15 protein-coding genes are annotated in these 13,696 nt (G+C 34.0%); 6 read left to right on the top strand and 9 right to left on the bottom strand.

The annotated features are described in order from the left end of the window. Positions 1-5 precede the first annotated feature (5 nt). The 3 genes from fliG to hisC form a co-directional block, all read right to left on the bottom strand. Positions 6-1,034, bottom strand: coding sequence for a flagellar motor switch protein FliG (gene fliG, locus CVULP_RS02725; protein WP_099461505.1), 1,029 nt, complete (start codon positions 1,032-1,034; stop codon positions 6-8). Next, positions 1,034-2,716, bottom strand: coding sequence for a flagellar basal-body MS-ring/collar protein FliF (fliF, locus tag CVULP_RS02720; RefSeq protein WP_099461504.1), 1,683 nt, complete (start codon positions 2,714-2,716; stop codon positions 1,034-1,036). The genes fliG and fliF overlap by 1 nt, the downstream gene beginning before the upstream one ends. Before the next feature lie 72 nt (positions 2,717-2,788). Continuing rightward, complete coding sequence (gene hisC, locus CVULP_RS02715; protein ID WP_099507435.1) at positions 2,789-3,889, bottom strand: histidinol-phosphate transaminase; 1,101 nt, start codon at positions 3,887-3,889, stop codon at positions 2,789-2,791. Between the two features lie 102 nt (positions 3,890-3,991). Between hisC and CVULP_RS02710 the strand changes: the two genes are divergently transcribed. The 3 genes from CVULP_RS02710 to CVULP_RS02700 are packed head-to-tail and all read left to right on the top strand — an operon-like array spanning position 3,992 to position 6,620. Beyond that, a complete protein-coding gene (locus CVULP_RS02710; RefSeq protein ID WP_099461502.1) occupies positions 3,992-4,378 on the top strand; it encodes an HAD-IIIC family phosphatase in 387 nt (128 codons plus the stop codon). Continuing rightward, positions 4,369-5,880, top strand: coding sequence for a capsular biosynthesis protein (locus CVULP_RS02705; protein ID WP_099507434.1), 1,512 nt, complete (start codon positions 4,369-4,371; stop codon positions 5,878-5,880). Before CVULP_RS02710 ends, CVULP_RS02705 begins: the two co-directional genes overlap by 10 nt. Further along, positions 5,877-6,620 (top strand): glycosyltransferase family 2 protein, encoded by a 744-nt coding sequence (locus CVULP_RS02700; protein ID WP_099461039.1) that lies wholly within the window; start codon positions 5,877-5,879, stop codon positions 6,618-6,620. The genes CVULP_RS02705 and CVULP_RS02700 overlap by 4 nt, the downstream gene beginning before the upstream one ends. On the opposite strand, the gene CVULP_RS02695 is transcribed toward CVULP_RS02700, so the two are convergent. Further along, the gene (locus CVULP_RS02695; RefSeq protein ID WP_099461043.1) at positions 6,595-7,224 is read right to left on the bottom strand and encodes a MarC family protein; all 630 of its coding nucleotides are present in this window, start codon (positions 7,222-7,224) and stop codon (positions 6,595-6,597) included. The genes CVULP_RS02700 and CVULP_RS02695 overlap by 26 nt on opposite strands. A gap of 11 nt (positions 7,225-7,235) precedes the next feature. Then, entirely contained in the window at positions 7,236-7,583 is a 348-nt protein-coding gene (locus tag CVULP_RS02690; RefSeq protein WP_099461038.1) for a methionine-R-sulfoxide reductase, read from the bottom strand. Positions 7,584-7,723: 140 nt separating this feature from the next. Here CVULP_RS02690 and CVULP_RS02685 point away from each other — a divergent pair, with 140 nt between their 5' ends. Genes CVULP_RS02685 through CVULP_RS02675 form a run of 3 tightly spaced genes read left to right on the top strand, consistent with a single transcriptional unit; the run spans position 7,724 to position 9,595 of the window. Then, positions 7,724-8,119, top strand: a complete 396-nt coding sequence (locus CVULP_RS02685; protein ID WP_099507433.1) for a DUF4878 domain-containing protein — start codon at positions 7,724-7,726, stop codon at positions 8,117-8,119. A 51-nt stretch (positions 8,120-8,170) separates the two neighbouring features. Beyond that, positions 8,171-8,785 (top strand): YiiX/YebB-like N1pC/P60 family cysteine hydrolase, encoded by a 615-nt coding sequence (locus tag CVULP_RS02680; RefSeq protein ID WP_099461036.1) that lies wholly within the window; start codon positions 8,171-8,173, stop codon positions 8,783-8,785. Between the two features lie 12 nt (positions 8,786-8,797). After that, positions 8,798-9,595 (top strand): ferritin-like domain-containing protein, encoded by a 798-nt coding sequence (locus CVULP_RS02675; protein ID WP_099461035.1) that lies wholly within the window; start codon positions 8,798-8,800, stop codon positions 9,593-9,595. On the opposite strand, the gene pssA is transcribed toward CVULP_RS02675, so the two are convergent. From pssA to CVULP_RS02655, 4 genes are read right to left on the bottom strand one after another with little or no spacing between them, the layout of a single operon-like run. Next, the gene (pssA, locus tag CVULP_RS02670) at positions 9,592-10,314 is read right to left on the bottom strand and encodes a CDP-diacylglycerol--serine O-phosphatidyltransferase (RefSeq protein WP_099461034.1); all 723 of its coding nucleotides are present in this window, start codon (positions 10,312-10,314) and stop codon (positions 9,592-9,594) included. The genes CVULP_RS02675 and pssA overlap by 4 nt on opposite strands. A 9-nt stretch (positions 10,315-10,323) precedes the next feature. Then, positions 10,324-10,938: a phosphatidylserine decarboxylase gene (locus CVULP_RS02665; protein WP_099461033.1), complete on the bottom strand. Its 615-nt coding sequence runs from the start codon at positions 10,936-10,938 to the stop codon at positions 10,324-10,326. Beyond that, positions 10,935-12,857 (bottom strand): ATP-dependent zinc metalloprotease FtsH, encoded by a 1,923-nt coding sequence (gene ftsH, locus CVULP_RS02660; RefSeq protein ID WP_099461032.1) that lies wholly within the window; start codon positions 12,855-12,857, stop codon positions 10,935-10,937. The genes CVULP_RS02665 and ftsH overlap by 4 nt, the downstream gene beginning before the upstream one ends. Next, positions 12,854-13,690 (bottom strand): 50S ribosomal protein L11 methyltransferase, encoded by an 837-nt coding sequence (locus CVULP_RS02655; RefSeq protein ID WP_099461031.1) that lies wholly within the window; start codon positions 13,688-13,690, stop codon positions 12,854-12,856. Before CVULP_RS02655 ends, ftsH begins: the two co-directional genes overlap by 4 nt. Positions 13,691-13,696 lie beyond the last annotated feature (6 nt).

Raw genomic sequence — 13,696 nt, 5'->3', positions numbered from 1 at the left:
CTAACCTATTCTATCATTTCATCAGCATCGCCTGTTTGGACTAAGCCTTGTTCTGCTAACTTTTGCACAACTTCCACAACTTTTCTTTGTGCCTCTTCAACATCTTTCACCCTAACAGCACCCAAAAAGCCCATTTCCTCCAAAAAAGCCTCACTTGCACGCGTTGACATATTTGAAAGGAATTTTTGCTTAAGCTCTTCGCTTGCACCCTTTAAACCTACCATCAAATCACGCTTATCAGCCACTTTAAGAATTTCTCTAATCGCTGGAGTGCTAAGCTTTTGAATATCATCAAAAGTAAACATCAATTCTTTAATTGTTTCAGCCAAACGTTCATCACTTTGCTCGATGTAAGTAATAGTCGATTTAGACGCCTTTTGACCTAAGCGGTTAAGCACTTCTGCCACAGCCCTAGGACCACCCACTTCAACCTTATAAGAAGTAAGGCTTTCTAACTTACTTTCAAGCACGGCAGAAACCCTTTTAATGATACTTGGAGAAATATCGCCCAAATTTGCCATTCTTATCACAACTTCAGCTCTTAATTCATCACTAAAATATTCCAAAGTCTCCGCCGCTTGAATACTATCCATATGTGCCAAAATCAAAGCAATGGTTTGCGGGTGTTCTTTGGTGATAAAATCAGCTAATTGCTGTGGTTTGATTTGTGCTAAGTATGCGAAATTTTGATTATTTTCCATACTTTTTGTGAGTTTTTCTAAAATTTTATTAGCAATTTCTGGTCCAAAAGTGCGGAAAAGAATTTCTTTAGCGTATTCAAGACCACCACTTTTAATAAATTGATTAGACTGAAGTAAGGTATAAAATTCTTCCAAAACAGCCGTAGCCACAGAACGATCAACATTTTTAGCCATAGCGATATAGCGAGAAATTTCGGTAATGACATCGATTTCCATATGAGAAAAAACCGAAGTTGTCGAATCTTCACCTAGCTGTATGAGAAATATCGCCACCTTTTCAGGCATAGACAAATCATCATAAATCATTTTTTGTTCTTCACTCAGCTTTATCATTATATATCCTTATTTTCGCTAAAATCAGAGTCGTTTTGAATGAGATTTTGCAAAAGTGCCGCTATTTCTTCACTCTTATCACCCACCAAAGCCCTTAATTTTTCAAGTAAGACATCATATTGTATGGAGTCCTCATTAAAATTATCACCAAAACCAAGCTGCTCTTCGACCTTTTTTCTAGCCGCATTAAATTTCTCCAACGCATCCTCTGCATCATCGATAAGCGGACTTGGACCATGCTGTGCCTCTTCTTGAGCGGCAACATCCTCGAGCATTTTTTGCGTAAAAGGGGCGATAACTTTCTTGTAAAAGAAGAAAAGTAAAATCGCCGCAATGAAGTATTTAACAGGCGGTATAAAAGGCTCAATAAAGCGTCCATAAAAGGTCTTAACCTTACTTTCAACCTTAATAGACTCTCTATAAAATGGTAAATTTTGCACCACAACACTATCGCCTCTTGCCGCATTAAAATTAATCGTGCTTCTAACAATGCTCTCCACTCCACTAAGCTGGGCTTGTGGTAAAGGCACATATTCACTTTTAACCTCGCCATTTTCATCGACAACATCTTCATATTTTCCATCAATAGTAACTGCAGCTGAGATGCGTAAAGGCACACCAAAAGACTTTTTGGTATTTGTGATGGTTTTTGAAATTTCGTTATTTGTTGTAACTTGATTTTTCTTATAAGAGTCTATCACACCATTATTTGCTAAGCCCTCAACAGGACCTATATTAGAAACAGCACCGGGCACTCCTTGAATTTCTGGATCTTTTCTACCCTGCTTTTCTTCATTAAGCGTTTGCTCACTTCTAACTACGGTGTTAGGATCGTAAATTTCGCTTTGGGATTCCTGCTTAGAAAAGTCATACTCTATATTAACGCTCACTTGAAGTTTATCGCGTCCTCCTGCAAAAGGTGCAAGAGAATTGATAATTTTTTCTTCAAGCTCTCTTTCACTATCTCTTTTGTAACGAATTTGCATAGCTAAAACCTCGCCGGATTCTAGTTGCTGCTCGTCTAAAGTATTACCATTTTGATCACTAATTTTAACATTTTCTTTAGTGAGTCTTGGCACAGAAGCGGCGACTATATTTTTAACCCCATCAATTTGCTTTCTTGTAAGCCTAAAGCCGTCTTTAATGTTGATGGTAACTGAGGCTGTTGGGGGAATTTGCCTTTCTGTAAAAACGCTCTCTTTAGGTAAAGCTAAGATGACTGAAGCACTGCGAATCGGTTCTAAAGTTTCTATAATCCTTGCAATTTCTCCTTGCAAAGCTCTTTGTGCTCTAACCTTTTCCTCCGCACTTGTTGCCCCAAAAATTTGCTTATCAAAAACCTCAAAACCAACGCGATTATCTTTAATCAAACCCTCACTAGCAATGAACATTTTTTGACGATTGACCTGATCTTGAGGAACTAAAATGGTGCTTTCATTTTCTAAGCGATAAGGAACTCCATTTTGCTCAAGTCTTGTAACAATAGCTCCCGCTGTGCTTGGATTTGCATTTTCTATTAGAGGAACATATCCATTTGACCCAGCAGGACCATTACGAAAAAGAGCTAAAAAAACCAAAAATCCCACAACAACAACAATGGAGGCAGCTATAACGATACGCTGTTTTCGCGTTAAATTTTGATACAGCTGTCCAATTTGTAGCAACATATTTTTAAAATCCATAGACTCTCTCATACCTTAATTTGCCATTATTTTATAATCAAAAAATTAATTATTTTTTAATCAATATCAAATTTAATTTTTCTTTAAAATATCTTCAAATTCCTCAAAAAAGCGTGTGTTTTCATAAGGCTTACCTATGGTAATTCGCATAGCATTTAAACCATAGCTCTTTAAATCTCTCACAATTATACCCTTTTTAAGTAATTTTTCACTCAAATTGCTACTATTTTGTTCTTCAAAAAAATAAGTGATAAAATTCGTATAAGATGGGATAAACTCAATAGCATTAAATCTAGCAAAATCTTCAAATTTTTGCATTTGAGAAAAGTTATTTTCTAAGCTACTTTTAACAAATTCTTCATCATCAAGTGCTGCAACTGCGGCTTTTAAGGCTAGAATATTCACATTAAAAGGTGCTCTTAATTTATACAAAGCATCAATAAGATCTTCATTTGCCACACCATAGCCCACACGCAAACCCCCAAGCCCATAAAGCTTTGAAAAAGTGCCGAGATAGAGAAGATTAGGGAATTTTTCGATGAATTTTGCAGGATTTATATGCTTTTTTTCGTCCTTAAAACTTGCAAATTCATTATAAGCTGCGTCAATAACAACTAAACAATCTTCATCAAGATCTTTTAAAAACTCCTCCACATCAAATGCGTTTAAACACTCACCTAAAGGATTATTTGGCAGACAAAGATAAAGAATTTTTATCTCATCTTTATACATCTCATAAAGGCTTTTAAACTCGTTTAAATCGTGAGTTATACTCCTAGTTTTATAAGCTTTAGCACCTACTTGCTTTGCGTAAATTTCATACATAGCAAAGCTTATACCGCATTGTAAAAAAGCATTTTGATGATTTAATTTAGCATGTGTGGCAAGTTCGATAATTTGATCACTTCCCGCTCCTATAATGACATTTTGCATTTTAAGCCCAAATTTCAAGGCTAACGCATTTCTTAACTCACTTGCACTATCATCAGGGTATAAATAAGCTTTTGAGGCATTTTGGATAATAGCTTCTCTTGCTTTTTGCGAAGTGCCAAGCGGATTTTCATTACTCGCTAGTTTTATCACTTCTTTAACGCCATATTCTTTAGCAATTAGCTCTATATCTTTACCCGGCTCATAAGTTTTAAGTCGATTTAAATTTTCGTTAAATTGCATATTTTCTCCTTTAAGGCTTGTTATCTTAATCAATTCTTACTTAAGTTTTGATTTACAAGCTTAAGTTACAATATAACCTTATTTATTTTTTTAAGGAAAAGCGTGAAAAATCTTATTATTGATCTTGATGGCACCTTAACCCTAGATGAAAAAAATATCCCTTATGAGGACAAAAAGCCCAATTTAGCTTTCATTAAACAATTGCAAAACTATCAAAAAATGGGCTTTAAAATCACAATTTTCACCAGTCGCTCTATGCGAACTTTTAAGGGTGATGTTGAAAAAATTAAAACGCACACTTATCCTACAATTTTGCAGTGGCTTCACAAGCATAAAGTGCCTTTTGACGATCTTATTGTTGGCAAGGCTTGGTGTGGAGATGAGGGCTTTTATGTCGATGATAAGGCTATTAGGCCGAGTGAATTTATTAGTTTAAGTTATGAAGAAATTCAAAAACTTCTCGCCAAAGAAAGCTCACAATGCTTTTAATCACTTCAGCTAAGTATTCTTCCGCGGACTTTACTTTAGAATTTGGCAAGATAGTGCCGTCCTTTTTACCACTTGGCAATAAAAGACTTTACGAATATCAAGCAAAATTATTTCAAAAAGAAAAAATCGTCCTATCCCTACCAGAAAGCTTTAAAATCAGTCATTATGACTTAAAAAAACTTGAAGAGTTAAACATTGAGCTTATTTTTGTTGATGAAAATTTAAGTCTTGGTGAGTCCATTGTTTATTGCATTAAAGCCCTAAATATCAATAAAAAACTAAGCATTCTTCATGGAGATACCTTTTTTCAAAACCTAAGATTACAAAACGATAGCCTTTGCATCACAAGTGTAAAAGAAAACTACGAATGGGCTTATTTGAACGAGGAATTTAACATTGTAAATGAAATAGGAGAAAAGAGAGGTAAAATCCTCGCCGGTGCTTTTTGCTTTAGCGATGCAAGACTACTGGCTAAACACTTAATTAAAAATCATTATGACTTTGTAAAAGGTATAAAAAGCTATTCTAAAGAAAGAAAAATGAGAGCGATAGAAAATGAAACTTGGCTTGATTTTGGCTTAATGACAAATTATTTTCACTCCAAAAAAATCATATCCACACAACGAGGCTTTAACACTATGCAAGTTTCACAAAATTACATCGTTAAAAATTCCTCTTGGACTGAAAAAATAAAAGCCGAAAAAGCGTGGTTTAAAAATCTGCCAACTCCACTTTTAATTTACGCACCAAAATTTTTTACCAAAAAGGACGGCTACGCCTTAGAATATCTTTATCATAATACCTTAAGTGAGCTTTTTGTTTTTGGGTCTTTACCTGATTTTATTTGGAGAAAAATTTTTCTTTCCATCAAAGATTTTTTAAACCTTTGCCACACTTTTAAGAGTGAAGGTAGGTTAAATTTTAACTATAAAGAAAAAACTTTATCAAGACTTAAAGAATTTTCCAAGCAAAGAAATATAGATCTTAATAAACCCTTTATCCTTAATCACACTCCAAAACCATCTTTAAACGAACTTGTCGCTCAAACAAGTGAAATTTTGCCAAATATAAAAGAATTTAGTCTCATACACGGGGATTTTTGTTTTTCTAATATAATGTATGATTTTAGAAGTGGTTTAATTAAAACTTATGATCCAAGGGGTATGGATTTTGACTCTAAAATCAGTATTTTTGGAGATAAAAATTACGATTTAGCTAAGTTGGCACATTCCATTTTTGGACTTTATGATTTTATCGTCGCAGGTTTTTACGAGTGTGAGCTAAAAGGATATGAACTTGATTTTAAACTCGAAATCAATGATAATATTATTAAAACTCAAAACATCTTTAAAGAACTTTTCGAAATCAATCAAACTCACATAGCCCTTTGTCTTCATCTTTTTTTATCGATGTTGCCACTTCACAATGATGACGCAAAAAGACAAAATGCCTTTTTAGCAAATGCTTATCGAATTTATGATTTATTAAAGGAAGAAAGATGACGATTATTTTTCCTATGGCTGGGCTTAGCTCACGCTTTAGTAAGGCTGGTTATACTTTACCCAAATATATGCTAAATTTGCAAGAAAAAAGCGTGTTTTTCTGGGTTTTAGAGGGCTTTAAGACATATTTTAAGACAAATGATTTTTTATTTATTTATAGAAATATCAATCACACAAAAGAATTTATCAAACAAGAATGCCAAAAACTTAATCTTAAAAATTATCAAAGTATAGAGCTTGATAGTCCTACTCTAGGACAAGCACATACCGTCGCACTAGGACTTGAAAAAATAGGCATTAAAGATAGCATTTTGATTTTTAATATCGATACCTTACGCCCAAATTTTCACCTCCCACAAAATCTTGATTTAGACAAGATTGATGGCTATTTGGAGGTTTTTAAGAGTGAAGGAGAACAATGGAGCTTCATAAAAGCTAGTGATGAAAAACTTTGCAAAGTCGCTAAAACAGCAGAAAAAACACGCATTTCATCATTTTGTAGTAGTGGGCTTTATTATTTTAGAAAAAGTGAAGAATTTTTAAGCATTTTTAAAACAATGCAAGAAAAAAATAATTTAGAAAAAGGCGAATTTTACATCGCACCTATGTATAATGAACTCATCAAACGCAACGCCGATATAAGATATGAATTAATCGCTTTAAATCAAATTCTATTTTGTGGAACTCCAAGAGAATATGAAGCTTTAAAAAAACTTAATTTAAGCCAAAAATTCCTTTAATCCCCACTATCATCATTTTAACACCCATAGCCACAATGAAAACTTGAGCAATGCGTGAAAACACATGTAAAATAAGCTTTCCTACAATCTTTTCAATTGTCGCCGCATAATAAAACAAAAAAGCCATAAATAAAAATGCCATCAAAACAGCACCCAAAGCGACCTTAACTCCTCCATCTTCAGCAATCACAACCACACTAGCCAAAGTCCCCGGACCTACTAACATAGGAAAAGCCATAGGAATAAGACTGCGTCTTAAAAGCTCTTTTTCATCAAATTCTTGATAATGAGAAAAATCCTGCGTAGCTAATTTAGCCGAAAAAAGCAAATTTTTAACCGCCATTATAATAAGTATCAAACCTCCGGCAATTCGTAAATCGTCCAAATCCACGCGAAAAACATAATTCATAAAAAAAGAACCCGAAAACAAAAAAACTAAGACGATGATAAAAGCCGTGTAAAGTATAGTCGCAAAGAGTTTTTTTCTAAGTTTGAGGGGCAAACCCTCGCTCATAGCCAAAAACTGCGTCAAATTTCCAAAAGGATTTAGCACCGCAAGTATGGTAATGGCTGCAAAAAACATAAGGTAAAATTCGTTTTCTATATTCGCAAACATCATTTTCTCACAAATTTCAGCGATAAAGAATTGACACAATGTCTCACATTTTTAGGCGTAAAACCCTCATTTTCAAAAATATGTCCTAAATGCCCATCGCATTTCGCACACAAAATTTCAATTCTAACTCCGTCTTTATCGGGCTTTCTTCTAACAGCACCCTTAATCTCGTCATCAAAACTAGGCCAACCACAATGCGACTTAAATTTATGTGTAGATTCATAAAGTTTTGCCCCGCACTGCTTACAAAGATAGACGCCAACTTCGAAAAAATCATTATATTCCCCACTAAAAGGTGCTTCTGTGCCTTTATCTATAATGATTCTTTTTTCCTCTTCGCTTAGCATCATTTATCCTTTTATAAATTTAAGGATAAATTTTAGCACAAAATATAAAAATAGCTTTCTTTTTTTGCGATATTTTAATCACTTTATTAATCTTTCTTATCTATAATTAATCCTATCTTAACATATAGGGAAAAGTGAAAATGATAAAGACATTTTTAAATGTAGGTTTAGCTTTTGTAACGCTACTATTCGTAGCTTGTGGAAGCAATTCACCAAGTGAAGTGGCAAAAGAATTTATAACAAAAGCTTATGATGGTAATGGCGAAGCGTTGATTGAATTTGTTCATATACCAGACAATGCAAAAAAAGGCGAAAAAGAATTTGTCGATGGTAAATTAAAGGCTCATAGTGTCCAAACAAAAACAATGGCAGATAAAAAAGGTGGGGTAAAATCCATTGAGATTTTAAACGAAGAGCTTGATGATGATAATAATGCAAAAGTGCAGATTAAAGTTGTTTTTAAAGACAATAGTAGTCAAAATGAAACTTTTAATCTTAATAAAATCGATAATCAATGGAAAATCAAAATATTTTAATTTATTCTTACTTGATGCAATGAGCGTCAAGATTCGCTAATTTGATTTAATATGTTTGATTTTCTTTCTTTAATTTTAATTTCTTGTGCTGTATTTTTATATTTTAATACAGCTACATCTTCCTTTTTGCAACCCTCCAAACAACAAATTCAAATTTCTAAAATGGAAAATTTAAAACTACCTAAACTTGAAATAGGCGACCTCATCTTTAGGCGTGGAAATAGCCTTGAAAGTGTGATAATATCTCAAATTTCAGGGCATTATTATACACATTTAGGGATATTGATTGCAAGCACTCCGCCACTTATCATACACGCCACAACAGATGATAACCTAAATAAACCCAATCAAGTCATTTTAAGCTCACTTGAAGAATTTGCCTCACGCGCTCAAGCTCTAGCTATCAAACGCCTACCGCTTACAAAAGCACAAAAAGAAATCATTGCATTAACAGCAAAATCACAACTTGGAAAAAAATTTGTGCTTAATGAAGGAAATGACACGCTTTACTGCACGACCTTTATAGAAAATTTACTCACGCCACACATTAAGCTAAATTTAACTTATGAAGAATTAAATCTACCTACCTTAAGCGGAAAATATCTTTTTCCCAAAGCCTTTTTTAACGAAGTTCAAGCTAAACTTATCTATGAAAAAAGATTTTAAAAAGAAGCAAAGATGAAAAAAGAATTTTTTAGTCAAATAGAAAAAATTTTATATGAAAAAAACTTAAAACTTAAATTTGAGCTTTTTGATGATTTTTACGAAGAGGTTAAAAAGGAAAATTTTATCTTTAATCACGAGCATTTTGCTATTTTTCAAAATAATACTTATGAGAAAATCAAAATCTTGCATCCTACTCGCATACGCCGTCCCAAAAACACAAATAGCACACAAGCTCTAGCAAAGATAATACACTCAATCGCACATATAGAATTTAGTGCCATTAATTTGGCTTTAGATGCAAGCTATCGTTTTAAGAATTTACCCCTTAAATTTTATAAAGACTGGCTTGAAGTCGCAAGTGATGAAATCAAGCATTTTAAGCTTTTAAATAGGGCTCTAAAAGAACTTGGATTTAAATATGGCTCTTTTGAAGCACACGATAATTTAGAAGACGCCTTAAAAGCGACTAAAAATTCGCTTAAATACAGAATGGGTGTGGTGCATAGGGGACTTGAGGCTAAGGGACTTGACGCAAATCCCTTCGTTCTTAAAAAAATTCAAAATTCAAATCATAGTATTAAATCATTTTTAGAGGAAATTTTACATATCATTTTGCAAGAAGAAATTACGCATGTAAAAAAAGGCGATTTTTGGTGGAATTTTGCTAAAGATGAAAAAGATGATTATTTAAGTCTTTGCAGGCAATTTAAGAAATTTAACCTAGCTGGAAAAACACTTAATGAAGAAGCAAGACTTAAAGCTGGTTTCAGTAAGAAAGAACTTAAAGAACTCAAAAATTTTTACTCTTAACCCTTAGTCTTTTTTCTTACCCCAAAAAAGGTCAAAAAGAAGCGTAAAATTCCATACACTACATATAAACTCGCCAAAATCACCAAGCTTTCTAAAGGATACAAATATAAAAAAGAAAAAAGCATCATTAAAAAAACGAGCACTTTCAAAACGCTGGAGCGGTTAAAATTAAGTTTCTTAAAGCTTGGATAGCGTATATTACTTACCATTAAAATTCCCAAAATCGCTTGTAAAATCACAAATAAAAGCCCATAATCTTTCAAAAAATCATAACTCAAATAAGTATAAGTATAAATCGCACTCACAATTGCTGCTGTTGGTATGGGAAGTCCTATAAAAACAGAAGGTTCATAAGTACCTGTGGTTACATTAAAACGTGCCAATCTAATCGCTCCAAAAACGACAAAAAACGCCGCAACCAAAGAGCCAAATTTACCATAATATACCCCTATACTTGTATAAAAAAGCACAGCAGGAGCAACCCCAAATGCCACTAAATCAGCTAAAGAATCAAACTCCACTCCAAATTTAGAAGTTGTATTAGTAAGTCTTGCTATGCGTCCATCAAGCCCATCACAAAGCAAGGATAAAATAATATAAATCAAAGCCTTTTCAAAATCACCGTGTATCGAAGAAATAATCGAAATAACACCTAAAAAAGCCGAAGCGGCGGTAAAAAGATTAGGTAAGATATAAATGAGTTGAAGTTTATGATTCATTTTTAAGCCTTAAGAAAGATAAGCAAGAAGTGAACCTGCTTTAATCTCATCATTTAAACCCACATGCACCCTTGTATCTTTTGGCAAAAGTAAGCTTACAGATCCATTGAGTAAAAAACCCATTTTATCACCTGCATTTAAATGATGTGGATTATTCATAAGCTTTAATTTTCTATCTAAAGAACCTGCACAAATTCGCATTATTATGCTCTTATCTCCCGCAAAAGCACGGATTATCATTCTCTCGTTCATCTTTTTAGCAACTTCAAGCTCACTACATAAAAAAAGCCCGTGCCTTAAAGTTAATTTTTCAAACTGCATTTTTATAGGAGCACTTAAACTTCCACAATCATAAAAAGCATTTTTGATATTTAACTCCAAACATTCTCCAAAATCCTCATAATAAGCATTTTCAATACGCGTAATCCTTCCATCAATGGGAGCCAAGATAGCCTTCTCATCGTTACATACCAGATAAGGTTTTGAAGCCCTAAATAAAAATAAAAAGGCTAAAAACGCCAAAAGTAAAATAAAGCTAAAACCCCAAAATATCCAAACTAACAGCAATAAGCCTAGCAAGGTAAAAACGACAGTCCAGCCCTCTTTTGCAATGAAACGATTCATTCTTGCTCTTTTTTCTCCTCAACTTGCAGACGCGTCGGCAGAGCATTTTGCTCCTCAAATTCCTTAATAATCTCACGCACCTTAGCGCCCTCTATGGTCTCCTCTTCATACAAAGCATTTACCATAGTTTCAATAGCACCTTTGTAGGTATTTAGCGTTTGTTTCACATCAGCATAACGCTCATCTAAAGTCTTTTTAACATAGTCATCTAAGGACTCTGCCATTTTTTCAGAATAATCTTTAATACTTTGACCACCTGTTAAAAAGGTATTTCTTTGCTTCTCAAGCACCATAAGTCCAGCAATCTCACTCATACCATACATAGAAATCATTGCTTTAATAATGTCAGTGGCTCTTTCTAAGTCATTACTAGCACCTGTGGAAATTTCACCTATGAAAACCTCTTCAGCCGCTCGCCCACCTAAAAGCACATCAACCTCAGCAATAAGTTCGTGTTTTTGCATAAGAAATTTATTTTCTTCAGGGGTATTAAGGGTGTAGCCAAGTGCCGCTAAGCCTCTAGGGATAACCGAAACCTTACTTACTCTTTTTGCACCCTTTGTCGTTTCAGCAATAAGCGCGTGTCCGCACTCGTGGTAGGTTACTATTTTTTTCTCCTTATCATTAATCCGGCGTGATTTTTTCTCAAGCCCCGCAATAGCTCTTTCAACAGCCTCTACCAAATCATTTTGTTCAACATATTTTTTAGAGTCTCTACCTGCTAAAAGTGCAGCTTCGTTAATGATATTTGCCAAATCAGCCCCAGCCAAACCAGCTGTGAGTCTGGCGACATCTTCAACTTTAACCTTAGGCGAAATTTTCACATCTTTCATATGCACCTTTAAAATTTCGCAACGCCCTTTAAAATCTGGCTTATCTACTAAAACTTGCCTATCAAAACGACCAGGTCTAAGCAAAGCCGCATCCAAAACTTCAGGACGATTAGTCGCTGCTAAAACAATCACTGGAGAACTTTCTGTGCCAAAGCCGTCCATTTCAGCTAAAAGTTGATTAAGCGTTTGTTCTCTTTCGTCATTACCGCCCATTAAGCCATTTGCCGCACGACTTTTTCCTATGGCGTCAATCTCATCGATAAAAACTATGGCGGGTGCTTCTTTTTTTGCATTTTCAAACAAATCTCTTACCCTAGAAGCACCTACCCCTACAAACATCTCTATAAAAGAAGAACCTGAAACGCTAAAAAACGGCACATCAGCCTCACCCGCTACAGCCTTAGCCAAAAGCGTTTTACCCGTTCCCGGAGGTCCCACAAGTAAAAGTCCTTTTGGAATTTTTGCCCCAAGCTTAATATAACGCTCGGGATACTTAAGAAAATCAACTATCTCTTTGACTTCTTCCTTAGCTTCCTCAACCCCAGCAACATCAGCAAATTTAACCTTAGGCTTTTCGGAATTAACGAGCTTTTTTGAACTTCCTATACCCAAAATCGAACTTCCCATATTCTTTTGCATTCTAGAAGCCAAAAACATCCAAATTGCAAAAAAGATAAAAATAGGCAAAACCCAAGAAAAAATCATATCTGTAAACCAGTTTGTTTCAGAATAAGCCCCATAAGCAATGTTTTTGCTATCGAGTAATTTTACTAATTCAGCGTCATTAACCTTTTTTGCATTATAAATAGTATTATTCGCACTAGAAACAGCCTTAATGGTGCTTTGCCCTATGCTAACTTGACTAATTTGACCACTTTCAATCAACTTCTTAAGCTCAGAATAAGGCACATTTTTACTCACTTCACTACCACTTAAATTTCCACCAAAAGAACTAGCTCCTCCATCAAAAAAACTTTTAAATACAACCACCATAACTATCGCAAAGATAGCAAAAACAAAAATGGGATTTTTATTAAAAAAATTATTGTTTTGCGGATTGTTATTATTCTTATTATTTTCGTTCATTTTTTTCCTTTTTTATAAACTAAACTTAGCCATTCATTTTTTCTAAGCTCACAAATGAGACTTAAATCCTTAAATTTATCCTTGATTCTAGCTTCATATTTGTCTAAAATCCCAGATAAAATAAGTATAGCATTTTCCTTTAAACAATTTTTCATATCCTTTTCCAAAATCAAAATAACATCAGCTATAATATTTGCCACAATGAAATCATATTTTTCTTTAGCCTTATCTAAAGAACCCTGCCAAGACTTACAAAAATTTACATCGTTAAGCTTTGCATTATCTAAAGCACTTTTAAGGGCTAACTCATCTGTATCGCAAATATCAACCTTTAAACCGAATTTAGCCAAGATAATGGCTAAAATTCCACTTCCACACCCTAAATCTAGGGCTTTCATATCTTTTTCGGCGAATTTTTGCAAAAGCTCTATGCAAGAATGGGTGCTTTCGTGATGTCCCGAACCAAAAGCTAGAGCGGGATTAATTTGTATATTTAAATACTCTTTTTTGGGTTCTTGCCAAGTGGTATGGATATAAATTTGATCAATCAAAATAGGCTCAATGCCTTTTTTATACTCTTCTATCCAGTTTCTATTTTCTCTTTTTTTGAGAATAAAATTAAAATTTAAAGGATAATTTTTTAAATGCGAAAGTCTTTCGCAAAAAAGTTCTAAAGCCCAAGCAATCTCATCTAATTCTTCACTTGAGCGTATATAAAAGCCTTCATCTTTTTCCTCTACTGCCTCAACTCCCAAATCAAAAATAAAGTCAAGCACCAAATCCTTATAGGGCTCACCTATCTTAAAAAACAACTCGTAGTAAAATTTTTTCATCTTTAA

Source organism: Campylobacter vulpis (assembly GCF_014217995.1).
GTDB classification, from domain to species: Bacteria; Campylobacterota; Campylobacteria; order Campylobacterales; family Campylobacteraceae; genus Campylobacter_D; species Campylobacter_D vulpis.
This window is presented reverse-complemented; position numbering and strand designations above follow the sequence as displayed.

Bases quoted from the DNA above. Each gene is read 5' to 3' on its own strand.
- CVULP_RS02685 (WP_099507433.1), top strand. From the start codon at position 7,724: ATGATAAAGACATTTTTAAATGTAGGTTTAGCTTTTGTAACGCTACTA.
- CVULP_RS02665 (WP_099461033.1), bottom strand. From the start codon at position 10,938: ATGAATCGTTTCATTGCAAAAGAGGGCTGGACTGTCGTTTTTACCTTG.
- ftsH (WP_099461032.1), bottom strand. From the start codon at position 12,857: ATGAACGAAAATAATAAGAATAATAACAATCCGCAAAACAATAATTTT.
- CVULP_RS02655 (WP_099461031.1), bottom strand. From the start codon at position 13,690: ATGAAAAAATTTTACTACGAGTTGTTTTTTAAGATAGGTGAGCCCTAT.
- CVULP_RS02690 (WP_099461038.1), bottom strand. From the start codon at position 7,583: ATGCTAAGCGAAGAGGAAAAAAGAATCATTATAGATAAAGGCACAGAA.
- CVULP_RS02680 (WP_099461036.1), top strand. From the start codon at position 8,171: ATGTTTGATTTTCTTTCTTTAATTTTAATTTCTTGTGCTGTATTTTTA.
- fliG (WP_099461505.1), bottom strand. From the start codon at position 1,034: ATGATAAAGCTGAGTGAAGAACAAAAAATGATTTATGATGATTTGTCT.
- hisC (WP_099507435.1), bottom strand. From the start codon at position 3,889: ATGCAATTTAACGAAAATTTAAATCGACTTAAAACTTATGAGCCGGGT.
- CVULP_RS02700 (WP_099461039.1), top strand. From the start codon at position 5,877: ATGACGATTATTTTTCCTATGGCTGGGCTTAGCTCACGCTTTAGTAAG.
- pssA (WP_099461034.1), bottom strand. From the start codon at position 10,314: ATGAATCATAAACTTCAACTCATTTATATCTTACCTAATCTTTTTACC.
- CVULP_RS02705 (WP_099507434.1), top strand. From the start codon at position 4,369: ATGCTTTTAATCACTTCAGCTAAGTATTCTTCCGCGGACTTTACTTTA.
- fliF (WP_099461504.1), bottom strand. From the start codon at position 2,716: ATGGATTTTAAAAATATGTTGCTACAAATTGGACAGCTGTATCAAAAT.
- CVULP_RS02675 (WP_099461035.1), top strand. From the start codon at position 8,798: ATGAAAAAAGAATTTTTTAGTCAAATAGAAAAAATTTTATATGAAAAA.